Consider the following 22,109-nt stretch of genomic DNA (forward strand, 5'->3'; position numbering starts at 1 on the left):
GGGCCCTCTCCTCGTCGTCGGTTTCCCGCGTCGCGCGCACCGAGGTCGCCGCGTGCGCCGCACGACGGCGCCCCTCCGGGACAAGTACGGCAGACACCGAAATCACGGCTGAGGAGAACTCATGATCCTGGTGACCGGAGCGACCAGCAACGTCGGGAGAGAGGTCGTCGGACAACTCGCCGCCGCGGGCCGGGAGGTCCGCGCGTTCACCCGTGACCCGGACCGGGTCGCCGACATCGGCCCGAGCGTCAAGACGGTCACCGGCGACCTGGCGCAGCCAGAGACCCTGCGGGCGGCGCTGGCGGGGGTCGAGCGGGTTTTCGCGCTCTCAGGCGGTGGTCCGGAACAGCCGCTCCACGACGCCAACCTCGCCCAGGCCGCGGCCGAGGCCGGAGTGCGGCACGTGGTCAAGATGTCGGTGATCGGCGCAGAATACGGATTCGGCGACCTGATGAGCACCTGGCACCTGGCCGGTGAACGCGCCATCCGGCAGGTGGGGCTGCCCTGGACGTTTCTCCGGCCCGGCGAGTTCATGTCCAACGCCCGTCTCTGGGCGGCGACCGTCAAGTCCCAGGGGGTCGTCTACTGGCCGCACGGCCACGTCAAGGTGGCGGTGATCGACCCACGGGACATCGCCGCACTGGCCGTGGCGGCGCTCACCTCGCCAGGACACGAGGGGAAGGCCTACCGGATCAGCGGCCCCGAGGCTCTGACCGTCGGAGAGAGAGTCGGCACGCTCGGCGCGGCGCTGGGCCGAGCGCTGCGTCACGTCGAGATCCCGGTGTCCGCCGCGCGCGACGCCGCGGCCAGAGCGGGCAGGCAGCCGCTGGTGGTCGAGACCGCGCTGACCAACATGGGCAGTGACGACTACAGGGTCCCCTACGCCCAGGTGCTCCCCGTCTCCCGGGACGTCCTCGGGCGAGAACCCCGCACGTTCGCCGAATGGGCGGCCGACCACATCGGGCTCTTCCGCTGACCCGGCGCCGAGAGTCTGCGGATCGGGCGCCCTCGAGCCGCTGGCAGGGTGATACAAGCATTTTGTGAGGGATGTGTAAGGGCCCCCTCCTAAATTCGTTCTCGCCTCACAGAAACCAGGAACAGAGGACGAATGGAGACGAACATGCGTGCCGTCACATGGGGGCCGGTGAACGCGACAGCGTCGTACACCGGCGGCGCGAACGGGTGCGGGGCGGGGACGTGGACCGGGCGGGCAGGGCGCACCGCGAACGTCCCGGCCGAGAGCGACAGCGTCCGGATCACCTGAGCGCCGTCTGAGTGAGGCCGGGAGGAGGGACGCCGGGGGGCGTCACGCTCCCTCCTCCCGGTCCGGGCGTGCCGCCCGCCCCCGCACACGGGGGGCGGGGACGGGCGGCACGCCCCTCAGCCCGTTCTCATGCGGGCCCGGCCCTCACGCCCGATGAAGGATCGCGGCGCGGGAGCCGGTCTCCGCCAGGCGCCGCCGCACGGCGGTGGCCCGATCGTCGTCCAGCTCGACGAAGATCTCCTCGGCCTCCCGCCAGCGGGCCCACGCCCCCTCGAGGTCGCCGGAGCCGTACAGGGCCTCACCCAGCAGGCTCAGCACGCCGGCCTCGCCCCTGCGGTCGTCGAACTCCCGCACCAGCTCCAGCGCCTCGCCGAAGAGCACGACGGCCTCGTCGAACCGGCCGAGCCCGGCGTTGGCGATGCCGAGGGTGCGCAGCGCCTCGCCCTTGCGATAGCGGTCGCCCAGCTCGGTGTAGAGGTCGAGCGCCGCGCGCGCCGCGGCCAGCGCCTCACCGTGACGGCCCCGCTCGTTGTCGTTGTCCGCGAGTTCGTTGAGCGTCTCGCCCTCCAGACAGCGGTCGCCGCTCTCCCGCGCGATGTTCAGCGCCTGGCCGTAGCAGGCGGCGGAGTCGGCGAAGCGGCCGAGCCTGAAACAGGTGGCGCCGAGGTTGAGCAGCACGTCTCCCTCCAGGTGGCGGTTCCCGACGTGCCGGGCGACCGCCAGCGCCTCGTCGTAGTGCGCGACGGCCTCCCCCAGACGGCCGAGGCCGGTGTTGACCCAGGCCAGGTGGTTCAGGGCGTAGCCCTCCTCGAAGAGCTCGCCGGCGGCCCTGGTCGCCTCGACCGCGACGCGGTAGAGGTCGACCCACGCCTCTCCCGGCACGTGGAAGTCGAGGAAGGCCCCCAGCATCCGGGGAATCCGCCAGGCGGGCTCGTGCCATCCCCGCGCCGCCGCGTGGTGGGCCGCCGCCATGAGATTGGCAAGCTCCTCCTCGTACCAGCCGACGGCGTCCTCGGGACGGTCGAAGCGCGGCAGGTCGAGGTCCTCGGGCGCGGGCCCGGTCGCCAGGCCCCCTCTGGCGGGCGGCAGGTGCTCGGCGGCGTTCCGCGCGGTGTGCAGGTACCAGTCCAGCACCCGGCCGAGCGCGGCGTCCTGGTCCTCTCCCTCCCGCGCCCGCTCCGCGGCGTAGCTGCGCAGCAGGTCGTGGAAGTCGTACCGGCCGGGAAACCGGGAACGGAGCAGGTGGTCGGCGGTGAGCCGGTCGAGCAGCCGGGTGACGTCCGCGGCCTCCTCGCCCATCAGGGCCGCCGCGGCCCCCGTGCTCACCTCGGGGCCCGGATGCAGGCCGAGCAGCCGGAACAGGCGCGCGGCGTCGGGGTCCAGCGCGCCGTAGGTCCAGGAGAACACCGCCCGCAGGTCGGTGTGGTCGCCGTCCCCCGCGTCGAGAGCCGTCAGCCGGGTGCGCTCGTCGCGCAGGTCCGCCACGAGCTTGCCGAGCGGGACGCCGGGGAAGCGCGCCGCGCGCTCGGCGAAGATGCGCAGCGCCAGCGGAAGACGGGCGCACCGCTCCACGATCTCCGCGACCGCGTCCGGGGCCGAGGCCACGCGGTCCGCGCCGAGCACCTTCGCCAGCAGCTCGCTCGCCTCCTGCGGGGGCATCTGGTCGAGGACGACGCGCTGCGCGCCGTACTCGACGACGAGGCCGCGCAGCTGGTTGCGGCTGGTGACGACGACCATGCCGTCCGAGCCCGGGATCAACGGGCGGATCTGCTCGCTGCTGCCCGCGTTGTCGAGCAGGAGAAGGATCCGCTTGTCGGTCAGGAGCGTCCTGAACAGCGCGGAGCGCTCCTCGAGACCGGCGGGGATCCTGTCGGGCGGGGTGCCCAGGGCCCGCAGCAGCGTCTCCAGGGCCTTCGCCGGGTCGACGGGCGGCTCGGGGCCGTATCCGTGCAGGTCGAGGTAGAGCTGCCCGTCGGGGAAGCGCTCGGAGATCCGGCGCGCCCAGTGGACGGCCAGCGCCGTCTTGCCGGATCCCGCGGTGCCCTGCAACGACACGATCCACGGCCCCGTCCGGGTCGCGGACTCGGTGTCGTCGAACAGCCGGTCGAGCGAGGCCAGCTCGGCCCTGCGCCCGGCGAACCCCGGTATGTCGGGACGGAGCTGGCGGGGGACCGGGGGCGGGGTCTCCTCACGCGGCGCGGGACGCGCCTCCTGGAGGGAGGCGGGTGGGGCGTCGGTGAGGATCGCCTGGTAGGTGGCGCGCAGCGAGGGGCCGGGGTCGACGCCGAGCTCCTCGGCCAGCAACGCGCTCAGCGAGTGGTACGCCTGGAGCGCCTCCGCGTGCCGCCCGCTGCGGTGCAGGGAGAGCATCAGCAGCTCCCAGAACGGCTCACGCAGCGGGTGCGAGCGGGTCAGCTCCCGAAGCGTGGCGACCAGCTCCGCGTGCCTGCCGGTCCGCAGGCCGACGTCGAGCCACTGTTCCTGCAGACGCAGCCACTCCTCGGCCAGCGGCTCGACCTCCCGCTCGTGGAGCGTCGGCGAGTCCACGTTGGACAGCGCGGGCCCCCGCCACAGCTCGATCGCCTCCGACAACGCGTGCGAGGCCGACCGCAGGTCGCCGGCGTTCACCGCCCGCCGCCCCGCGCTCGCCAGGTCACGCAGCCGCAGCAGGTCCAGAGAGCCCGCGTCGACCTCGGCGCGGTAGCCGTCGGGCACCGTGCGGATGATCTCCCGCGCCCCGAGCCGCTGCCGCAGCCGGTTGACGTAGCTGTGCACGGTCGCCCTGGCCCTGTCGGGGTCGTCCGCGCCGTCCTCCCACAGCCACGAGACCAGCCGGGAGACGGGAACGGTCTCACCGGGACGCAGCAGCAGGCCGCCCAGCACCACGCGCAGCTTGTTGCCGCCGATCGGCACCTCCTGGCCTTCGGAGAGCACGGTCAGCGGACCGAGTACACGAAACCTCACACCATCCCCTGTGACGCAGAGCCGATGAGCATCGCCGCTCGCGGCGGAAACGGCGGAAACGGCGGGCCACACGCTACCGCCGAAGGGCTCGGGGCGCGTACCTCGAGGGATCGCGGCTCCCGCGCGGGGAAAGGAGACGCGAGGAGACGGAAGAGGCCCGGGCGGGGGCTCAGACGTCCCTGGCGAGAAGCTCCTTCAGCGCGTCGTCGATGAACTTCGTGTCCACCGGGTTGAGGCCCCCTCCGGCGAAGTGCCCCCAGGCACCCGGGATGACCCGCAGCTCCGCCGCCGGCATGTGCGCGACCTCCCACTCGTTGTCCTCGGGAGTGAAGTAGAGGTCCTGCAGCCCGGGCATGACGATCGCGGGCGCCGTGATCGAGGCGAGCGCCTCCTCGACGCCCCCGAACCCGGGAGTCGCGCCGATGTCGGCGTTCTGCCAGGTCCACAGCATCGCGAGCAGGTTGTTCGCGTCGCGCCTGACGAACAGCCCCTCCCAGAAGCCGACGAGGAAGTCCTCCAGGGAGCCGTAGCCGAGCGGGTCGCGCTCGTAGATCCTCTCCCGGTAGAACTGCTGGGAGAAACCCCAGCCCGCGTAGACGCGGGACAGGGCCCGCAGGCCGGTTCCCGGTTGCTCGCCGTACCAGCCGTTGGCCCATCCGGCGTCCGCGGTGAGCGCGGCCTTGACCCCCTCGAGGAAGACGATGTTGTGCAGGCTGGTCTTCGCGGCCCCGCAGAAGGGGAGGATCCGCCGGACCATCCCGGGATGGCTGACCGCCCACTGGTAGGTCTGGCCCGCCCCCATCGACCAGCCGGTGACGAGCTCGAGGCGCTCTATGCCGAACCGCTCGGTGACCAGCCGGTGCTGCGCCTCGACGTTGTCGTACATCGTCACGTGCGGGAACCGCGCGCGGTCGTGCGGCGGCGGGGTGTTGCTCGGCGACGAGGACAGGCCGTTGCCGAACATGTTCGGGATGACGATGAAGTATCTCGAGGGGTCGAGGGCCATGCCCTCGCCGATGAGCCACTCGTTGTCGTAGTGCTGGCCCGAGTACCACGTGGGGTAGACGATCGCGTTGCCCCGGTCCGCGTCGAGCTCGCCGTAGGTCTTGTAGGCGAGCTTGGCGTCGGGCAGCGTCGTGCCGTTCCGCAGCCGGAGGTCTCCCAGGTCGAACACGTCGTAGTCCATCGTGGCCTCCTTGCCGACCACCGGTCTCGACCGCCCGATGTCACCTCCATGGTAGTCCCGGGCAGATCGAGCGCCCCGGTCCGGGGCGCGGCCCGGGAGGGCGCGGCCCGGGAGGGCGCGGCGGGGCCGGGGGCTCCTGGAGGGCGGAGCCCGTCGAAGGCCTGGACGCGGCGCCGGGGAGCGCGGTCCCCGTCCGCGCTCAGCGCGCCCTGGTCAGGGCGGGCATGAGGTGAACCTCGGCGCCCGGCGGCAGGGCGCAGCCAAGGCCGCCGAGTCCTCTGGCGTTCTCGCCGCAGACGAACATGCCGATGTGGCGGCGGACGCGTCCCTGGTCGTCGCGGATCCTCCGCTCGATCGACGGGTGCGTACGGCAGAGCGTGTCGAGGGCGGCGCCCAGCGTGGGGTGACCGCCGTCGTGGTCGGCGACCGCGAAGACGCGGATCTCCACCATGTCGCCCGCCCAGCGCCCCAGGGCGGAGGGAAGTACGAACGTCACAAGTGTGATGGGCTTGGCCATCGCTCTCCCTCCGGATGCGGCCTCATGCTGCCATGTCGCGACCTGTCCCGTCTCGCGCTCGACGAATCACGCGGCGGATCGGGTGGTTGCTCCTGAATGTCGGTCAGTGTTCTCCGTGGACGAGGTCCCGGTGGATGTCGGCGGGCGGCACGCCGTTGCGCTGGAGCCGGTGGACCGTCTCGTCGACCATGGCGGCGGGGCCGCACACGTAGACCTCGTGACCCGCCCAGGAACGGAACCGTTCCATCACCTCCGGCACCTGCCCCCGGGCGCCGCCGTAGCCGGGCTCGCCGGAGACCACGGGGAGCACCTTCAGCCAGGGAAGGCGTGACTGCATCCTGATCAGGTCGGGCAGGTCGTAGAGCTCGCGCGAGGTGCGCGCGCCGCACAGCAGGTGGACGTTGGGCCGCCTGCCCGACTCGGCCACGTGCTCCACGATGGCCTTCAGGGGCGCGAGTCCGGTGCCTCCCGCGACGCACAGGATGTCGCGCCCCGAGGCGGCGGGGGTCATCGTGCCGACCGGGGGGCCGAGCATCAGTGTGTCTCCGGCCTGGGTGTGCTCGACCAGGGCGGTGGAGACCCAGCCGCCGGGGACCGCCCTGACGTGCAGACGGACGGTGTTGTCCCGCCGTGGCGCGTTGGCGATGGAGAACGGGCGCCACACCCGCGGCCAGCGCGCGCTCTGCACGTTGACGTACTGGCCGGGCAGGTACGGCAGGCGCTCGCCCGGCCGCAGCGTGATCACGGCGATGTCCGGAGTGCGGAGTTCGTGGTCGATCACCTCGGCCAGCCACCAGGCGGGGGAGACCCCCGAGTCCGAGTCGGCGGAGCCGATCATGATGTCGGCGGCGGCGGTGTAGGCGGCCAGCCAGGCCGCCTCCACCTCGGTGGTCCACGCCTCGGCGGCGAACCGCCGCACCGTGGCCAGCAGCGCTCTGCCGACGACGGCGTAGTGCTCGGCGAGGACTCCGTACTTGCGGTGGTCGCGGCCGAGCTGGCCGAGGAACGACGACAGGCTGTCCGGACTGTCCAGGCTCCACACGATCCTGGTCAGCGCGCTGAACAGGCGGTCGCGCTGAACGTCCATCGACGGCGGGAACATCGCCCGCAGGTGCGGGCTCTCGGCGAACAGGCGGCCGTAGAAGTACGCGGCGGCCTTGTCCGCGACGGGCTGGATGACGGCGAAGCTTTCCTTCACGAGACGCGGATTCAAGGACATGTGCAGAACCCACCCTAATTGACCGGATCAAAAGTCCGATCACGCAGACCTACCTCCTGACGGCTCCGGGTGATGAGCGTCCGGCGGCCCCGGCGCACCGTGGCGCTCGAATTCGAGTCTTCCATCACCTTGTGGGCGTCACAACGGGTTCTCCGCAATATCCGCAATATGGTGGGAATTCAAACTATCCGTAATGGCAGGGCTATTTTGAGTGACCGCGCCGCGAGGGGAGATGGGGAGTAAGTGAATGAGAATCACATTTACCCGAAGTCTGCGATTTAACCGATTCAGGGATATTTGTCATGTTCCTACGGTGAGTTCCCGGTGTGAGGATCCGTTCGTCCCGCGTTCGGCGGACGAGGCCGGGCTCCGCTCGCCCCGCGGCGGCGGACGGCGCCCGGCGAGACGACACTGAGACCTTCAGATACGTGACATAACCGAAATGGTGTGCGCCATGATAGGGGGGCTGCCGGAGACGGGATGGGGGCTGTCCGAAACACGGACGTCACCCTTCCGAATCGCCCTCTTGGAGACCGCATGCCTCGACCCCTGATCGGTATCACCGCCTACCTCGAGGCCGCCCGCTGGGGCAACTGGGTTCGCGAAGCCGTCCTGTCGCCCCCCGCCTACGCCCGTGCGGTCGAGAAGGCAGGGGGGATCCCGGTGCTGCTCCCGCCCATGAGTCCGGGCGGCGCCGACGACTACGCGCGCGGCCTGTCCGGAGTGATCCTGGCGGGCGGCTGCGAGCTCGACCCCGCCCTGTACGGCGCGGCCCGCGACGAGCGGGTCGACGCCCCCCAGGACCATCGCGACCGCTTCGAGCTCGCCCTGGCCCGCGCCGCCGTCAAAGCGGGCCTGCCGCTGCTGGCGGTCGCCAGGGGCATGCACGTCCTCAACGTCGCCCAGGGCGGCTCCCTGATCCCGTGGCTGCCCGACGAGGTCGGCCATGACCGCCACTCGGAGGCGGGCCGTGCCCACCTCGTCCAGATCAGCGTGTCGAGCAGGCTGGGCAAGGCGCTCGGCGACCACGCCGAGGTGACCGCGCCGCACCACCAGGCCGTCAAGCGGCTCGGCGCCGACCTGCTCGCGGTGGCCTGGGCCGACGACCAGATCGTCGAGGGCGTCGAGCTGCAGGGACACCCCTTCGGCGTCGGCGTCCAGTGGCACCCCGAGCGCGGCGGCGAGAACCGGCTGGTCGAGGCTCTGGTGGAGGCCGCGGGGCGCTGACCGGCACGACCCCGGCGCGCGAGGCGGACAAACGGGTCCGCGCGGGACGGGCGCGTCGAACCAGGCGGTCCCCGACAGATGAGACGAAGTATGGTTCCGTCATGTCGCTGCATCCCCAGGCGCGGGCTTACGTGAAGCTGTTCCCGACCGACCTCGGCGTCCCGGTCTCCTCGCTCACGCCCGAGGTGATCGCCCGGATGCGGGGAACGGACGGCCTCGCCGAGTGGCGGGGGCGGAAGGCGCCGCTGCCCGGCGTGGCGGACGGTGTCGTGGACAGTGTCCTGGACGGTGTCGTGGGCGGTGTCACGGCAGGGGTCCCGGTCCGGGTCTACCGCCCGCAGGAGGGCGGCGGCCCGTTCCCCGTGATCGTCTACTTCCACGGCGGCGGCTGGGTGTTCGGCAGCGTCGAGCGCAACGACGCCCTCGCCCGTGACCTGGCGGCGCGCAACAGAGCGGTCGTGATCTCCGTGGACTACCGCCTCGCTCCCGAGCACCCCTTCCCCGCCGCGGCCGACGACGCGCGGGCGGTCGTCGAGGACGTCTTCGCCCGTCCCGGGGAGTACGGGGCCGATCCCGCGCGGATCGCCGTCTGCGGTGACAGCGCCGGCGGCAATCTCGCGGCGGTCGCGGCCTGGCGGGCCAGGGACGCCGGGCTGCGCCTGGCGCACCAGATGCTGATCTACCCGGTGCTGGACGTGGCCATGGACACGCCGAGCTACCGGGAGTGCGCCGAGGGGTTCGGGCTCGGCGCCGACGAGATGGCCTGGTTCGCCGAGCAGTACGGCGGAGACCCCGCCGACCCCGCGCTGGCGCCGGTCCGCCTCGCGAGCAAGGCGGGGCTGCCCCCGGCCACGGTGATCACCGCGGAGTACGACCCGCTCAGGGACGAGGCGGAGACGTACGCCGCCCAGCTCGCGCGGGCGGGCGTCCCCGTCGAGCTCAGGCGCTTCGACGGCGCCGTTCACGGCTTCTACGGCCTGCCGGGCTTCTTCGACCAGGCGGAGGAGGCGCGCCGCTACACGACGGGACGGTTCGCGGAGGCCTTCGCCTGACCGGCGCCCGATCCGGCCCCGCCGGACGGGCCGCCGCCCGGGTCAGAAGCTCCTGGGCAGCCCGAGCACCTGGGTGGCCAGGTGGTTGAGCAGGAGCTCCTCGGTGACCGGCGCGACTCTGCCGATGCGGGCGTCGGCCAGCAGCCGGGCGACCGGGTACTCCAGCGAGCAGGCCATCCCGCCGTGGGTCTGGAAGGCGTGGTCGGCGGCCTCCCAGGCCGCCTGCGAGGCGGTCAGCTTGGCGATGTTCGCCTCCGTCCCGCACGGCCGCCGGTTGTCGAACAGCCAGGCGGCCTTGTACAGCATCAGCCTGGCCAGCTCGATCTTCGCCTTGACCTGGGCGAGGGGGAAGGCGATGGCCTGGTTGGCGCCGATCGGGCGGCCGAACACCTCGCGCTCCCGCGCGTACCGCACGGCCACTCCCAGGGCGACCTCGGCGCCGCCCAGCGCGGAGGCCGCGAGCAGGACGCGCTCGGGGTTGAGGATGTCCCACAGCACGAGCGCCCCCTGGTCCGCCTCGCCCACCACGTTCGCGGCGGGCACCCGGAGGTCGTCGAGGAAGACCGTGTTCGACGGCGTGGTGTTGGCGCCCATCTTCGGGATCGGGGCGAAGGAGAGCCGCCCCGAGGCGACGGCCTCGGGCACGTTCACCAGCAGGACCGTCAGGCCGTTCGTGCGGGGCCTGGCCTCGGCGGCGGGGACGGTCCTGGTGACCAGCAGCATCCAGGTCGCGCGCTGCACGCCGGTGATCCAGACCTTCTGGCCCCTGACGACGAACTCGTCGCCTTCACGCCTGGCGAAGGTGGAGATGCCCAGGGCGTTCGACCCGGCGTCCGGCTCGGTCAGGGCGAAGCAGGTCTCCAGCTCGCCGGTGGCCAGCCCGGGCAGCAGCTCCTCGCGCTGCCGCGGGCTGCCGTGCCTGGTCAGGGTCAGGGCGCCGAAGCCGGGGGTGAGGACGTAGGTGAACGCCGACCCGCCGGCCGCGCCGGAGGCCGACAGGGTCTCGGTGGCCACGGCCAGCTCGAGCAGTCCCTGGCCGCCTCCGCCGTACTCCTCGGGGACGGCCAGCCCGAGCCAGCCGCCCTCCGCCAGCTCCGTCCAGACCTCCTCGGGCCAGCGCCCGTCGCTCTCGCACCGCTGCCAGTAGTCCAGGTCGTAACGCGAGCAGATGCCGGCGACGCCGCGCCGGACGGCGAGCGCGCTCTCGGGAAGGGTGAAGTCCATTGTGATCAACTCCGTTCCGGACGCGGCCGCAATCGTAGAACGGAGTTCGGTTCGACCTCCAGCCCTCCCGGGCCCCGCTCACGCCCCGGCGGAACCGGCCTCCGTGATCCTGGGCCTGCGCACGTGGTAGACGAAGGCGGGAGGGAGGTTGCCCCAGACCGTCCTGCCGACGACGACCTCCTCGAAGGTGGTGTGCAGGCGGTGACGGAAGCGCTGGGCGGGCCGCATGCGCTTGGCGAAGCTGTAGGCGAAGGTGGTGAAGGCCGTGTGCGGCGTCATGATCGCCACAACGGCGTCGAGCAGGCGCGTCTGCGTCTCCTCGGAGAACGCCGCCCAGGGGAGCCCGCTCACGATCGCGTCGGCCTTGTCGAGGCCCCGCTCCCGCAGCAGCTCCGGCAGCCGCGCGGCGTCGTCGACCACGACGTCGACCTTCGGGTGGCGGTCGGAGAGGAACGAGGCCAGCGCCGGGTTGATCTCGACGGCCAGGTGGTGCCCCCTGCCGTTCAGCCGCCGCTGGATCTCCGCGGTGAACGCCCCCGTGCCGGGACCGAGCTCGACGATCACGGGATCGCCCTGCTGGGGGACCGGGGTGGTCACCGTCTCGGCAAGCCGTCGAGAACTCGGAGCCACCGCCCCAACGGTTCCCGGGGAACGTAACCACTGTCCCAGGAAGAGCGTGGTGTCTTTGGTCATGCTGTGAAGGGTAGAGGCTGAATCGGGTCGAGTGGCCCCGTAATCCGGCTGATTTTCGGTCGAACCGGAGGATGAGGCCGTCGTGGCGGAACCTCCTTGAGGAGGAGGGAGCCGAAGCCTTCGCCGCGAATCCGCCATGGGGCGGATCGGCGGGTCACCCCTCAGGCTGACGACCCGGCGCTTCCGCGCGGCCACGATGTGTCCGAAACCCGGCCGCCGCAGGAAGCAGGAAGGACGCGTCTCATGCAGGAGGTCGTCGCCCAGCCGAGCGGCGCGGGGGAGCGCGCGGTCTCGGCCGGCCCGCTGCACGGCCTGCGCGTCCTGGTCACCGCGCAGACGGTCGGGCTGCTGGTCGCGGCCTCCTTCGCGGGCCAGGCGGCGCGGGGCGGGGCGGATCTCGCCGAGACCCACGTCACGGTCGCGATGGTGGTGCACCTGATCGCCCTGCTGCAGGCCGTCGCGGCCCTGCTGGTCTGGCGTCCCGGCCGGGGCGCCGGGTGGCCCGCGCCGGCCAGCCTCGGCCTGTTCCTGGTCGGCGTGGGGCAGCACCTCAGCCGGGACCTGCCCGGCGCCCACGTGCCCGGCGGGCTCACCCTGATCGGGCTGACCGCGGCCATGCTCGTCTGGGTCTGGTCGCCCCGCGCCGCGCTGCGCCGTTCCTGAGGCGCGACGCCCGCCGCAGGAGCCCCGGCGGCGCGGGGCGACGACGCCCTCTGGCGGGACCCCTCGACGGGTGCGGCCGTACGGTGAACGGGCTCCGCCGTGCGACCGCGGCCCTCGTCGTGCCTCCGGCGCCCATTGCCTCGCGCGGGTAATTGACAACGGCGGTTACGAAGAGTTAGATAGCACTTGGGTCAAGGAACATCCGTGGCCGGGTCCGTCACCCCGCCGTCCTTGCTCACTCGCTCGATGACGAGCGAAGCGTTCGGTGCGCCATGTGCACAGTTCCGGCCCCCTTTTCGATGTTGCGTGCGACGACGCCGCTTCATTGTACCCAAATGGTTCAACTTTCAATCAAACGTCGACCTGTGGGTGCCGGTTCACCAGTAGAACTACATCGCAACAGGAGAGACGTCATGTTGGAGAGAACCGGGCCCTACACCCTTCTGCTGGCGCGCGTCGTCGTCGGAATCGTCTTCATCGCACACGGTCTGCAGAAACTCCTCACCGACGGGATCGGCGCGGTCGCGGCGTCGTTCGACTCCCTCGGCATCCCCGCGGCCTCGCTGGCAGCCCCCCTCGTGGTGGCCAGCGAGATCATCGGAGGAGTCGCCTTCATCGTCGGCGCGGGGCTTCCGGTCTTCGGCGTCATCCTCGCCCTCGACATGGTCGGAGCCATCTTCTTCGTCCACCTGGACAAGGGTTTCTTCTCCCGCCAGGGCGGATACGAGTACGTCCTCGTCCTGACCGCCGTCTGCCTGGCCATCGGGTTCAGCGGCGGAGGGGCCCTGGCCCTGGACCGCCTCTGGCGGCGTGACCGCGCCCTGACGACCGTCAGGACCGCGCCCTGACCGTCGAGGCCACGCGCTGAGCGGTCCCGGAACCGGCCTGGAGGAGGTTCCGGGACCGCGGGGAGCGCGCAGGCTCTTCGCCCCGCCACCTGCCGGATGCCGCGAACGGACGCAGTAGGGTCGGCATCAGGCACGGGGAGGGGAGACATTCGGGTGAATCCGGAAGCATCGGCAGCCGAAGACCGCATCTGGACGGTTCCCAACGCGTTGAGCCTGGCCAGGCTCCTCGGCGTCCCGGTCTTCCTCTGGCTGGTGCTGGGGCCGAAGGCCGACGGCTGGGCCGTCGCGTTGCTGATGCTGGCGGGCTTCTCCGACTGGCTCGACGGCAAGATCGCCCGCGCGTGGAACCAGACCAGCAGGCTCGGCCGTCTGCTCGATCCGCTGGCCGACCGCCTCTACATCCTGGCCACCCTGCTGGGTCTCGCCATGCGCGAGATCATTCCCTGGTGGCTGGCGCTGGCGATCCCGCTGCGGGACGTCATGCTGCTGGGCATCCCGCTCATCCTGCGCCGTCTCGGGTACGGCCCCGCGCTGCCCGTGCACTTCCTCGGCAAGGCCGCGACGGCCAACCTGCTCTACGCCTTCCCTCTTCTCTTCCTCGCCCACCACGACGCCTGGTACGCCGGTCCGGCCGGAATCGTGGGCTGGTCGCTCGCCATCTGGGGCACCGGCCTGTACTGGTGGTCAGGCGTCCTGTATTGGGTACAGGTGCGTCAGCTCATACGAGGAGCCGCACGCCTTAAGAGGTGATTTGTGAAGGCCGTCGTGATGGCGGGCGGGGAAGGGACACGGCTCCGGCCGATGACCGCGAACCAGCCCAAACCACTGCTACCTGTAATCAACCGGCCGATCATGGAGCATGTGCTGCGCCTGCTGAAGCGGCACGGGTTCACCGAGACCGTGGTGACCGTGCAGTTCCTGGCGGCGCTGGTCCGCAATTACTTCGGTGACGGCGACGAGCTCGGCATGAGCCTGTACTACGCCACGGAGGACACCCCTCTCGGCACCGCGGGCAGCGTCAAGAACGCGGCCGACAAGCTCAGGGACGAGCGCTTCCTGGTCATCTCCGGCGACGCGCTCACCGACATCGACCTCACCGACATGGTCCGCTTCCACCGCGAGAACGGCGCGATGGTGACCATCGGGCTCAAGCGCGTCCCCAACCCGCTGGAGTTCGGCATCGTCATCGTCGACGACCACGGCAGGGTCGAGCGCTTCCTGGAGAAGCCCACCTGGGGCCAGGTCTTCTCCGACACCGTCAACACCGGCATCTACGTGATGGAGCCCGAGGTCCTCGACGAGATCGCCGGCGGCGAGCAGGTCGACTGGTCGGCGGACGTCTTCCCCCGCCTGCTGGCGCGCGGGGCCCCGCTGTACGGCTACGTCGCCGACGGCTACTGGGAGGACGTCGGCACCCACGAGAGCTACCTCAGGGCGCAGGCCGACGTCCTGTCGGGCCGGGTCAGGGTCGACACCGACGCCTTCGAGGTCTCGCCGGGCGTCTGGGTCGCCGAGGGGGCCTCCGTCGACGCGGACGCCGTACTCAAGGGCCCCCTGTACGTCGGAGACTACGCCAAGGTCGAGGCGGGGGCCGAGCTGCGGGAGTACACCGTGCTGGGCAGCAACGCGGTGGTCCGCGAGGGCGCGTTCCTGCACCGCGCGGTCGTCCACGACAACGTCTACGTCGGGCCGAGCGCCCATCTGCGCGGCTGCGTGATCGGCAAGAACACCGACCTGATGACCGGGGTCAGGATCGAGGAGAGCGCCGTCGTCGGAGACGAGTGCATCATCGAGGCCGAGGCGTACGTCTCCTCGGGCGTCAAGGTGTATCCGTTCAAGACCATCGAGGCGGGGGCGGTGGTCAACACCAGCGTCATCTGGGAGCCGAGGGGCCAGCGCAGCCTGTTCGGCCCGCGCGGGGTCTCCGGGCTGGTCAACGTGGAGATCACCCCCGAACTGTGCGTACGGCTCGCCAGCGCCTACGCGACCACCCTGAAGAAGGGCGCCTCGGTCATCACCTCCAGGGACTCCTCCCGCGCGGCCAGGGCCCTGAAACGGGCGGTGATCAGCGCGCTGAACGCCAGCGCGATCAACGTGCTCGACCTGGAGGCCGCCCCGCTGCCGGTCTCGCGCTTCCACACCGCCAGGGAGAACGCCGTGGGCGGCATCGCGCTGCGGACCACCCCCGGCGACCCGCAGAGCGTGGACATCGTCTTCATGGACGAGCGCGGCGCGGACCTCTCCCAGGGGGCGCAGCGGAAACTGGAGCGGGTCTTCTCACGCCAGGAGTTCCGCCGCGCCTTCCCCGGGGAGATCGCCGAGCTCAGCTTCCCCGCCAGGGCGGTCGAGGACTACACCCACGAGCTGCTGCGCTGCGTGGACATCGGCGGGGTCCGCGACGCCGACATGAAGGTCGTGGTCGACTGCGCGGGCGGAACCTCCTCACTGGTGCTGCCCAGCCTCCTCGGCAGGGTCGGCGTCGAGGTGCTCACCGTCAACAACCGCCTGGACGACGCCTCGCCGACCGAGACCCTCGCCGAGCGCCGCCGCGCCCTGCAGCGCCTGTCCGAACTCGTCGGCTCCTCCAGGGCGGCCTTCGGGGTGCGGTTCGACCCCGTGGGGGAGCGGGTCACGCTGGTGGACGAGATGGGCCAGCTGATCAGCGACGAGCGAGCCCTGCTGGTGGTGCTGGACCTGGTCGCCGCGGAACGGCGCGGCGGCAGGGTCGCGCTGCCGGTCACCACGACCCGGGTGGCCGAGCAGGTCTCCCGCTTCCACGGGGTGCAGGTCGAGTGGACCTCGACCGCGGTCGACGCGCTGACCGCCTCGGCCAGGGGACACGACATGATCTTCGCCGCGGACGGGCGCGGCGGCTTCGTGGTGCCCGAGTTCGCCCCGACGGTCGACGGCCTCGCGGTGTTCCTGCGCCTGCTCGGCCTGGTCGCCAGGACCCGTCTCTCGCTCAGCCAGATCGACGCCAGGATCCCCGAGGCCAGGCTACTGCGCCGTACCGTGCCGACTCCGTGGGCGGCGAAGGGCGTGGTGATGCGCTCGGTCATCGAGGCCGCCGAGTCCTACGGCATCGACACCACCGACGGGGTGCGCGTCGTGGCGGAGGACGGCAGCTGGGCGCTGGTCCTGCCGGACCCGGCGGAGGCGGTCACCCACCTGTGGGCCGAGGCCGCGGACGTGGACTCGGCGCAGAGTCTGCTGGAGCACTGGGCCAGGGTCGTCGAGGAGGCGGCCACCTGACGCCGGGACGGAAAGAAGGACGGCGGGAACGCGCCGGGCCGTGGTGACAGGGGCGGAGAGGGCCGGTCACAGAGTGCAGCGAGTGTGAAAACCCAGCGCGGCGGCATGGACCGGGGACGCCGCGCGGCGGTAACTTTGTCACCGACCGAACCCGCGGTCGAGCGTCAGCCTTGATCTTTGTGTCTCCTCGGTGTATGTTGCGGCATTCGCAGTCTGAGCAAATACTTGAGAAGCGATGAAGCGAGGCGCGCATCACTGAGTACCGTTGCCGCGTCTTCGCGGTAGGAGGCCGAGCCGATCGATGCCGAGCGTCTACTGCACGCAGTGCGGTCATGCCAACCCTGAGGATGCCCGTTTCTGTTCACGATGCGGGTCGCCGCTGACCAGGTCCGAGCCCCCGGGAGACAGCACTTCGACGATCTCCCTGTCCGGGATCGAGGCCTACGAGGCGGAGACGGGAGAGACGCTCCTCGCCGAGCGGCAGGCCGTCGAGCAGTTGCCCCCGGGCACCGCGCTGCTCGTCGCCATGCGCGGTCCGAACGCGGGCAGCCGTTTCCTGCTGGACAGCGACCTGACCACGGTGGGCCGTCACCCTGAGAGCGACATCTTCCTCGACGACATCACCGTCTCGCGCCGTCACGTGGAGTTCTACCGGCGCGGCGGAGGGGTGTTCACCGTCCGTGACGTCGGCAGCCTCAACGGCACCTACGTCAACCGCGAGCGGATCGAGGAGGTCCCGCTGTACGGCGGCGACGAGGTGCAGATCGGCAAGTTCAGGCTGGTCTTCCTCACCCGTGGCGCCGCTGGAGGATGATGAGCTCCCAGGCGGCTCGTTCGCACATGAGCATCGGGGAGGTGCTCGCCCTCCTGCAGGGTGAGTTCCCCGACGTCAGCATCTCCAAGATCCGTTTTCTGGAGGGCGAGGGGCTGATCGAGCCGGAGCGCAGTCCCTCCGGCTACCGGAAGTTCAGCTATGCCGACGTCGAACGGCTGCGCTACATCCTCAGTGAGCAGCGTGACCGCTACCTTCCGCTGCGCGTGATCAAGGATCGGCTGGAGGCGGCGGACCGCGAGGAGCGTCCCGTCGCCCGTCCGCGTGCGGTCCCGGACGAGGCGACGCCTGAGATCCGCCTCACCCGCGAGGAGCTGCTGGCCGCCGCCGAGCTCGACGAGGCGACCCTCGCCGAGCTCGAGGACTTCGGCCTGCTGGCCGCCGTGGCCCGCTACTACGACGCCGAGGCGCTCGCCGTCGCCCGCAGTGTCGGGGCCCTGGCCGCCTTCGGGCTGCGGGCGCGCCACCTGCGGGTCGTCAAGGCCGCCGCCGAGCGCGAGGCCGGGCTCGTCGAGCAGGCCGTCGCCCCCCTGTTACGCCGTAGAGGCCCTGGCGCCATCGACCGGGCCGACGAGACGGCCAGGGAGATTTCCGGCCTCCTGCTGGAATTGCACGCCTCGCTGCTGCGTTCCGCCGTGCGTGGGGTCTTGGGCCGGTGAGAACCTGACCAGGCACTCGTACCCTCGCGAGTGTTACGTTGAACAAACCGGTCGTAATCCAGCGAAGACGGAGCAGCCCGTGTTGCAGATGGAGGTCGTGGGCGTTCGGGTTGAGATGCCCTCAAACCAGCCTATTGTCCTGCTGAAGGAGGCACATGGGGAGCGTTACCTGCCGATCTGGATCGGCATGACGGAGGCGACGGCGATCGCCATGGCCCAGGCCGAAGAACCGCCGCCCCGGCCACTCACCCATGACCTCTTCCGCGACGTGCTCGACGCGCTCGGCGTCCGGCTGAGCACGGTGAACATCGTCGCACTCCGTGATGGGATCTTCTTTGCCGATCTCGTGTTCTCGAACGGGGTCGAGGTGAGCGCCCGGCCCTCGGACTCGATAGCCCTGGCGTTGCGTACGGGTGCCCGCATCTTCGCCAGCGAGGACGTCGTCCGTGAGGCGGGGGTGATCATTCCCGACGACCAGGAGGACGAGGTGGAGAAGTTCAGGGAGTTCCTTGACACGATCACACCCGAGGACTTCGGTCGCGCGGGGTAGGAATTTCGGTGCATTTACGCTTCACGACGCGCCGGGTAGGGTCGTTGACTGATCTTGGTCCCAGTCCTACGGTGCAAGTGAAACCCGTGGCCGTGCGCAAACCCCCAGATCAGGCCGCGGGATGAGAGAAAGCCGGAGGTCCGCGTGGCGGTCAGCAGCGGCGAGGGTAGAAACGCCGACCAGGATGACCCGGCACGGCGCGGGGAGGCACGCCAGCGCGCGGGTGAAGAGGGTCTGCTGTTCGACGGGCAGCCGGTGAAACTGCCCGCCGACATCGGATACCGCGGCCCCACCGCCTGCGCCGCGGCCGACATCACCTATCGGCAACTGGACTACTGGGCGCGCACCGGTCTGGTCGAGCCCACCGTGAGGGCGGCCCACGGCTCCGGTTCCCAGCGCCTGTACGGCTTCCGCGACATCCTGGTGCTCAAGGTCGTCAAGCGGCTGCTCGACACGGGCGTGTCCCTCCAGCAGATCCGCATCGCCGTCCAGCACCTGCGTGACCGCGGCGTCAACGACCTCGCCCAGATCACCCTCATGAGCGACGGGGTGAGCGTCTACGAGTGCACCTCGCCCGACGAGGTGATCGACCTGCTGCAGGGCGGTCAGGGCGTCTTCGGCATCGCGCTCGGCCGGGTGTGGCAGGAGGTGGAGGGCTCCCTGGCGGACCTTCCCGGAGAGCGTGCGGAGTCCGGCCAGGGCCCTTTAGGCGATCACCACGCGGATGAGCTGGCCCGTCGTCGCAGGGCTCGCCGCACCGGGTAAGGTTGGTCTCGCTGCTGACTCTGCGCGGGAGAGACCCCGACATGATCGGGGCGCCGAAGGAGCAACCTCCCCGGAATCTCTCAGGCACCCGGTACCGCGCGGGCGAGGCGACTCTGGAAAGCAGGTGCGTCCGCCAGGCGCGTCTCACCGACGGTGAAAGCCTCCCACCCGAGGGGGGTGAAACTCTCAGGTCGAGATGACAGAGGGGGAGATCCGGCATACGCCCGCGCCCAGCGCCGGTCTCCACCGCCTCGGGAGGCTTTCCATGACCGACCTGTCACCGCTCAGCGAGCTCACCCCTCCGCCGTTCGCCACACGCCACATCGGGCCCGCGGACGCCGATCAGGCCCGCATGCTCGAGGCGGTGGGATTCGCCTCGATCGCAGACCTGGTCGCGGTGACCGTGCCGGAGGCCATCCTGGCCGAGGACCGGCTGAAGCTCCCTCCCGCCGCGAGCGAGACCGAGGCCATCGCCGAGCTGCGCGCCCTGGCGGGGCGCAACACCGTGCTCGCCTCGATGATCGGCCTGGGATACCACGACACGATCACCCCGGCCGTCATCCGCCGCAACCTCCTGGAGAACCCCGGCTGGTACACCGCCTACACCCCCTACCAGCCCGAGATCTCCCAGGGCCGCCTCGAGGCCCTGATCAACTTCCAGACGGTCGTCTCCGACCTGACCGCCCTCGACGTCGCGGGCGCCTCCCTGCTGGACGAGGCCACGGCCGCGGCCGAGGCGATGACCCTGGCCCGCAGGGCGGGCCGCAGCGCGTCGAACGTTTTCGTGGTCGACGAGGACGCGCTGCCGCAGACCTGGGCCGTGCTGCGCACCAGGGCCGAGCCGCTCGGCGTCGAGCTGGTCGCCAGCGACTTCACCGGCGAGCTTCCCGAGTGCTTCGGCGTGCTCGTGCAGTACCCGGGCGGCAGCGGCGCCGTCAGGGACTTCCGCGCCGTCGCCGAGGCCGCCCACGCGCGCGGCGCCCAGGTGGTCGCCGCCGCGGACCTGCTCGCCCTGACCCTGCTCGCCGCCCCCGGCGAGCTCGGCGCGGACATCGCGATCGGCTCCTCGCAGCGCTTCGGCGTCCCGCTGGGCTTCGGCGGCCCGCACGCCGCCTACATGGCCGTCCGCGACGGCCTGCAGCGGCAGATGCCGGGCCGCCTGGTCGGAGTCTCCCAGGACGCGGACGGACGTCCCGCCTACCGGCTCGCCCTGCAGACCCGTGAGCAGCACATCCGCAGGGAGAAGGCGACCAGCAACATCTGCACCGCGCAGGTGCTGCTCGCGGTGATCGCGGGCATGTACGCCGTCTACCACGGCCCCGAGGGCCTGCGCAGGATCGCCCAGCGCGTCCACCGGCACGCCGTCGTGCTCGCCGAGGGCCTGCGCCACGGCGGCGTCGAGATCGTCCACGACGCCTTCTTCGACACCGTGCTCGCCCGCGTCCCCGGCCGCGCGGCCCAGATCGTCGCCGTGGCCCGCGACAACGGCGTCAACCTGCGCCTGGTCGACGCCGACCACGTGGGCGTCACCTGCGACGAGAAGACCGAGCTCATCCACCTGGAGCAGGTCCTGGCCGCCTTCGAGGTCAGCGGCGCCGTCCTGGCCGACCTGGACGCCGCCGCGCACGACGCGCTGCCCGCGAGCCTGGCGCGCGTCAGCGACTACCTCACCCACCCGGTCTTCCACAGCCACCGGTCGGAGACGGCCATGCTGCGCTACCTGCGCAGGCTCCAGGACAGGGACATCGCGCTCGACCGGTCGATGATCCCGCTGGGCTCCTGCACCATGAAGCTCAACGCGACCACCGAGATGGAGCCGATCACCTGGCCGGAGTTCGCCGGCCTGCACCCCTACGCCCCGGAGGAGCAGACGACGGGCTTCATCGAGCTGATCAAGGAGCTGGAGGGCTGGCTGGCCGAGGTCACCGGCTACGACGCCGTCTCCATCCAGCCGAACGCCGGCTCCCAGGGCGAGTTCGCCGGCCTGCTGGCGATCCGCGCCTACCACAGGGCGCGAGGCCAGTCGGACCGCGACGTCTGCCTGATCCCCTCCTCCGCGCACGGGACGAACGCCGCCAGCGCGGTCATGGCCGGCATGCGCGTCGCCGTGGTCGCCTGCGACGACAACGGCAACGTGGACCTCGACGACCTCAACGTCAAGATCGACAAGCACCGCGACCGGCTCGCCGCGATCATGGTGACCTACCCGTCGACGCACGGCGTCTACGAGGAGACCATCACCCAGATCTGCGAGCGGGTGCACGAGGCGGGCGGTCAGGTCTACGTCGACGGCGCCAACCTCAACGCGCTGGTCGGCCTGGCCAAGCTGGGCGAGTTCGGGGCGGACGTCTCCCACCTGAACCTGCACAAGACCTTCTGCATCCCGCACGGCGGCGGCGGCCCCGGCGTCGGCCCCGTCGCGGTCCGCGCCCACCTCGCCGACTACCTCCCCGGCCACCCGCTGCGCGACGACTCGCCGGTCGGTCCCGTCTCGGCCGCGCCGTACGGCTCGGCGGGCATCCTGCCCATCTCCTGGGCCTACATCAGGATGATGGGCGCCGACGGCCTCAAGGCGGCCACGGAGCAGGCCATCCTGTCGGCCAACTACCTCGCCCGCAGGCTCGCCCCGCACTACCCCGTCCTCTACACGGGCCGCGGCGGCCTGGTCGCCCACGAGTGCATCGTCGACCTGCGCCAGATCACCAAGGAGACCGGCGTGACCGTGGACGACGTGGCCAAGCGCCTGGTCGACTACGGCTTCCACGCGCCGACCATGTCCTTCCCCGTCGCGGGCACCCTGATGATCGAGCCGACCGAGAGTGAGGACCTGGCCGAGCTCGACCGGTTCTGCGAGGCGATGATCGCGATCAGGGGAGAGATCGAGAAGGTCGCCTCAGGGGCCTACGACAAGGTGGACAACCCGCTGCGCAACGCCCCGCACACGGCCGCCTGCCTGGTCGCCGACGACTGGAGGCACGCCTACTCCCGCACCGAGGCGGCCTACCCGCTGCCTTCGGTGCGCGAGGGCAAGTACTGGTCGCCGGTCCGCCGCATCGACCAGGCCTACGGCGACCGCAACCTCGTGTGCTCCTGCCCGCCCCTTGAGGCCTACGAGGACTGATCCGCCCCGTAAGATCCACTTCGTATGTCGGGAGACGAGCACGGCCCCGGGTCGTTAGGCTCGGGGCGATTCC

19 protein-coding genes and 1 riboswitch are annotated in these 22,109 nt (G+C 71.1%); of the genes, 13 read left to right on the forward strand and 6 right to left on the reverse strand.

Translation table 11 applies throughout. The annotated features are described in order from the left end of the window. The first annotated feature begins 121 nt into the window (after positions 1–121). Both PKF00_RS11810 and PKF00_RS11815 read left to right on the forward strand, forming a co-directional pair. Positions 122–976 carry an SDR family oxidoreductase gene (locus PKF00_RS11810; RefSeq protein ID WP_271217494.1) on the forward strand — a complete coding sequence of 285 codons (855 nt, stop codon included), beginning with the start codon at positions 122–124 and terminating at the stop codon, positions 974–976. Positions 977–1,120: 144 nt separating this feature from the next. Beyond that, positions 1,121–1,264 (forward strand): hypothetical protein, encoded by a 144-nt coding sequence (locus tag PKF00_RS11815; protein WP_271217495.1) that lies wholly within the window; start codon positions 1,121–1,123, stop codon positions 1,262–1,264. A gap of 144 nt (positions 1,265–1,408) precedes the next feature. Here the strand turns inward: PKF00_RS11815 and PKF00_RS11820 are convergent, their stop codons facing one another. The 4 genes from PKF00_RS11820 to PKF00_RS11835 all read right to left on the reverse strand — a co-directional run bounded on the left by PKF00_RS11820 (position 1,409) and on the right by PKF00_RS11835 (position 7,129). Continuing rightward, entirely contained in the window at positions 1,409–4,228 is a 2,820-nt protein-coding gene (locus PKF00_RS11820; protein ID WP_271217496.1) for an AfsR/SARP family transcriptional regulator, read from the reverse strand. 169 nt (positions 4,229–4,397) lie between these two features. Then, positions 4,398–5,414: an alpha/beta fold hydrolase gene (locus PKF00_RS11825; RefSeq protein ID WP_271217497.1), complete on the reverse strand. Its 1,017-nt coding sequence runs from the start codon at positions 5,412–5,414 to the stop codon at positions 4,398–4,400. A gap of 199 nt (positions 5,415–5,613) precedes the next feature. Then, positions 5,614–5,931 (reverse strand): ubiquitin family protein, encoded by a 318-nt coding sequence (locus PKF00_RS11830; RefSeq protein WP_271217498.1) that lies wholly within the window; start codon positions 5,929–5,931, stop codon positions 5,614–5,616. Positions 5,932–6,034: 103 nt separating this feature from the next. Continuing rightward, positions 6,035–7,129 carry a globin domain-containing protein gene (locus tag PKF00_RS11835; protein WP_271217499.1) on the reverse strand — a complete coding sequence of 365 codons (1,095 nt, stop codon included), beginning with the start codon at positions 7,127–7,129 and terminating at the stop codon, positions 6,035–6,037. Positions 7,130–7,687: 558 nt separating this feature from the next. Here PKF00_RS11835 and PKF00_RS11840 point away from each other — a divergent pair. Both PKF00_RS11840 and PKF00_RS11845 read left to right on the forward strand, forming a co-directional pair. Continuing rightward, positions 7,688–8,377 (forward strand): gamma-glutamyl-gamma-aminobutyrate hydrolase family protein, encoded by a 690-nt coding sequence (locus PKF00_RS11840; RefSeq protein WP_271217500.1) that lies wholly within the window; start codon positions 7,688–7,690, stop codon positions 8,375–8,377. Between the two features lie 101 nt (positions 8,378–8,478). After that, on the forward strand, positions 8,479–9,429 hold the full coding sequence (locus PKF00_RS11845; protein ID WP_271217501.1) for an alpha/beta hydrolase: 951 nt from the start codon (positions 8,479–8,481) through the stop codon (positions 9,427–9,429). Between the two features lie 42 nt (positions 9,430–9,471). On the opposite strand, the gene PKF00_RS11850 is transcribed toward PKF00_RS11845, so the two are convergent. After that, positions 9,472–10,653, reverse strand: a complete 1,182-nt coding sequence (locus tag PKF00_RS11850; protein WP_271217502.1) for an acyl-CoA dehydrogenase family protein — start codon at positions 10,651–10,653, stop codon at positions 9,472–9,474. A gap of 78 nt (positions 10,654–10,731) precedes the next feature. Beyond that, positions 10,732–11,346: a class I SAM-dependent methyltransferase gene (locus tag PKF00_RS11855; protein ID WP_271217503.1), complete on the reverse strand. Its 615-nt coding sequence runs from the start codon at positions 11,344–11,346 to the stop codon at positions 10,732–10,734. A gap of 243 nt (positions 11,347–11,589) precedes the next feature. Here PKF00_RS11855 and PKF00_RS11860 point away from each other — a divergent pair, with 243 nt between their 5' ends. The 9 genes from PKF00_RS11860 (at position 11,590) to gcvP (ending at position 22,036) form a co-directional block, all read left to right on the forward strand. Beyond that, on the forward strand, positions 11,590–12,009 hold the full coding sequence (locus PKF00_RS11860; RefSeq protein ID WP_271217504.1) for a hypothetical protein: 420 nt from the start codon (positions 11,590–11,592) through the stop codon (positions 12,007–12,009). Between the two features lie 413 nt (positions 12,010–12,422). Further along, complete coding sequence (locus PKF00_RS11865; protein ID WP_271217505.1) at positions 12,423–12,857, forward strand: DoxX family protein; 435 nt, start codon at positions 12,423–12,425, stop codon at positions 12,855–12,857. Between the two features lie 153 nt (positions 12,858–13,010). Continuing rightward, positions 13,011–13,607 carry a cardiolipin synthase ClsA gene (gene clsA / locus PKF00_RS11870; RefSeq protein ID WP_271217506.1) on the forward strand — a complete coding sequence of 199 codons (597 nt, stop codon included), beginning with the start codon at positions 13,011–13,013 and terminating at the stop codon, positions 13,605–13,607. A gap of 3 nt (positions 13,608–13,610) precedes the next feature. After that, positions 13,611–16,109: a mannose-1-phosphate guanyltransferase gene (locus PKF00_RS11875; protein ID WP_271217507.1), complete on the forward strand. Its 2,499-nt coding sequence runs from the start codon at positions 13,611–13,613 to the stop codon at positions 16,107–16,109. 301 nt (positions 16,110–16,410) lie between these two features. After that, positions 16,411–16,923 (forward strand): double zinc ribbon and FHA domain-containing protein, encoded by a 513-nt coding sequence (locus PKF00_RS11880; RefSeq protein ID WP_271217508.1) that lies wholly within the window; start codon positions 16,411–16,413, stop codon positions 16,921–16,923. A gap of 26 nt (positions 16,924–16,949) precedes the next feature. Next, on the forward strand, positions 16,950–17,600 hold the full coding sequence (gene ftsR / locus PKF00_RS11885; RefSeq protein ID WP_271217509.1) for a transcriptional regulator FtsR: 651 nt from the start codon (positions 16,950–16,952) through the stop codon (positions 17,598–17,600). Positions 17,601–17,679: 79 nt separating this feature from the next. Continuing rightward, a complete protein-coding gene (locus PKF00_RS11890) occupies positions 17,680–18,150 on the forward strand; it encodes a bifunctional nuclease family protein (RefSeq protein ID WP_086012361.1) in 471 nt (156 codons plus the stop codon). 144 nt (positions 18,151–18,294) lie between these two features. Next, a complete protein-coding gene (locus PKF00_RS11895) occupies positions 18,295–18,915 on the forward strand; it encodes a MerR family transcriptional regulator (RefSeq protein WP_271217510.1) in 621 nt (206 codons plus the stop codon). A 15-nt stretch (positions 18,916–18,930) separates the two neighbouring features. After that, a riboswitch (glycine riboswitch) is annotated at positions 18,931–19,022 on the forward strand. A 158-nt stretch (positions 19,023–19,180) separates the two neighbouring features. Further along, complete coding sequence (gcvP, locus tag PKF00_RS11900) at positions 19,181–22,036, forward strand: aminomethyl-transferring glycine dehydrogenase (RefSeq protein ID WP_271217511.1); 2,856 nt, start codon at positions 19,181–19,183, stop codon at positions 22,034–22,036. Positions 22,037–22,109 lie beyond the last annotated feature (73 nt).

Source organism: Streptosporangium carneum (assembly GCF_027922005.1).
In the GTDB taxonomy this organism is placed as follows: Bacteria; Actinomycetota; Actinomycetes; order Streptosporangiales; family Streptosporangiaceae; genus Streptosporangium; species Streptosporangium carneum.

Excerpts from the sequence above, each read along its gene's own strand:
- PKF00_RS11825 (WP_271217497.1), bottom strand. The coding sequence starts at position 5,414 with ATGGACTACGACGTGTTCGACCTGGGAGACCTCCGGCTGCGGAACGGC.
- ftsR (WP_271217509.1), top strand. The coding sequence starts at position 16,950 with ATGAGCATCGGGGAGGTGCTCGCCCTCCTGCAGGGTGAGTTCCCCGAC.
- PKF00_RS11845 (WP_271217501.1), top strand. The coding sequence starts at position 8,479 with ATGTCGCTGCATCCCCAGGCGCGGGCTTACGTGAAGCTGTTCCCGACC.
- gcvP (WP_271217511.1), top strand. The coding sequence starts at position 19,181 with ATGACCGACCTGTCACCGCTCAGCGAGCTCACCCCTCCGCCGTTCGCC.
- PKF00_RS11860 (WP_271217504.1), top strand. The coding sequence starts at position 11,590 with ATGCAGGAGGTCGTCGCCCAGCCGAGCGGCGCGGGGGAGCGCGCGGTC.
- PKF00_RS11855 (WP_271217503.1), bottom strand. The coding sequence starts at position 11,346 with ATGACCAAAGACACCACGCTCTTCCTGGGACAGTGGTTACGTTCCCCG.
- PKF00_RS11810 (WP_271217494.1), top strand. The coding sequence starts at position 122 with ATGATCCTGGTGACCGGAGCGACCAGCAACGTCGGGAGAGAGGTCGTC.
- PKF00_RS11840 (WP_271217500.1), top strand. The coding sequence starts at position 7,688 with ATGCCTCGACCCCTGATCGGTATCACCGCCTACCTCGAGGCCGCCCGC.
- PKF00_RS11880 (WP_271217508.1), top strand. The coding sequence starts at position 16,411 with ATGCCGAGCGTCTACTGCACGCAGTGCGGTCATGCCAACCCTGAGGAT.
- PKF00_RS11865 (WP_271217505.1), top strand. The coding sequence starts at position 12,423 with ATGTTGGAGAGAACCGGGCCCTACACCCTTCTGCTGGCGCGCGTCGTC.
- PKF00_RS11850 (WP_271217502.1), bottom strand. The coding sequence starts at position 10,653 with ATGGACTTCACCCTTCCCGAGAGCGCGCTCGCCGTCCGGCGCGGCGTC.
- PKF00_RS11815 (WP_271217495.1), top strand. The coding sequence starts at position 1,121 with ATGCGTGCCGTCACATGGGGGCCGGTGAACGCGACAGCGTCGTACACC.
- PKF00_RS11830 (WP_271217498.1), bottom strand. The coding sequence starts at position 5,931 with ATGGCCAAGCCCATCACACTTGTGACGTTCGTACTTCCCTCCGCCCTG.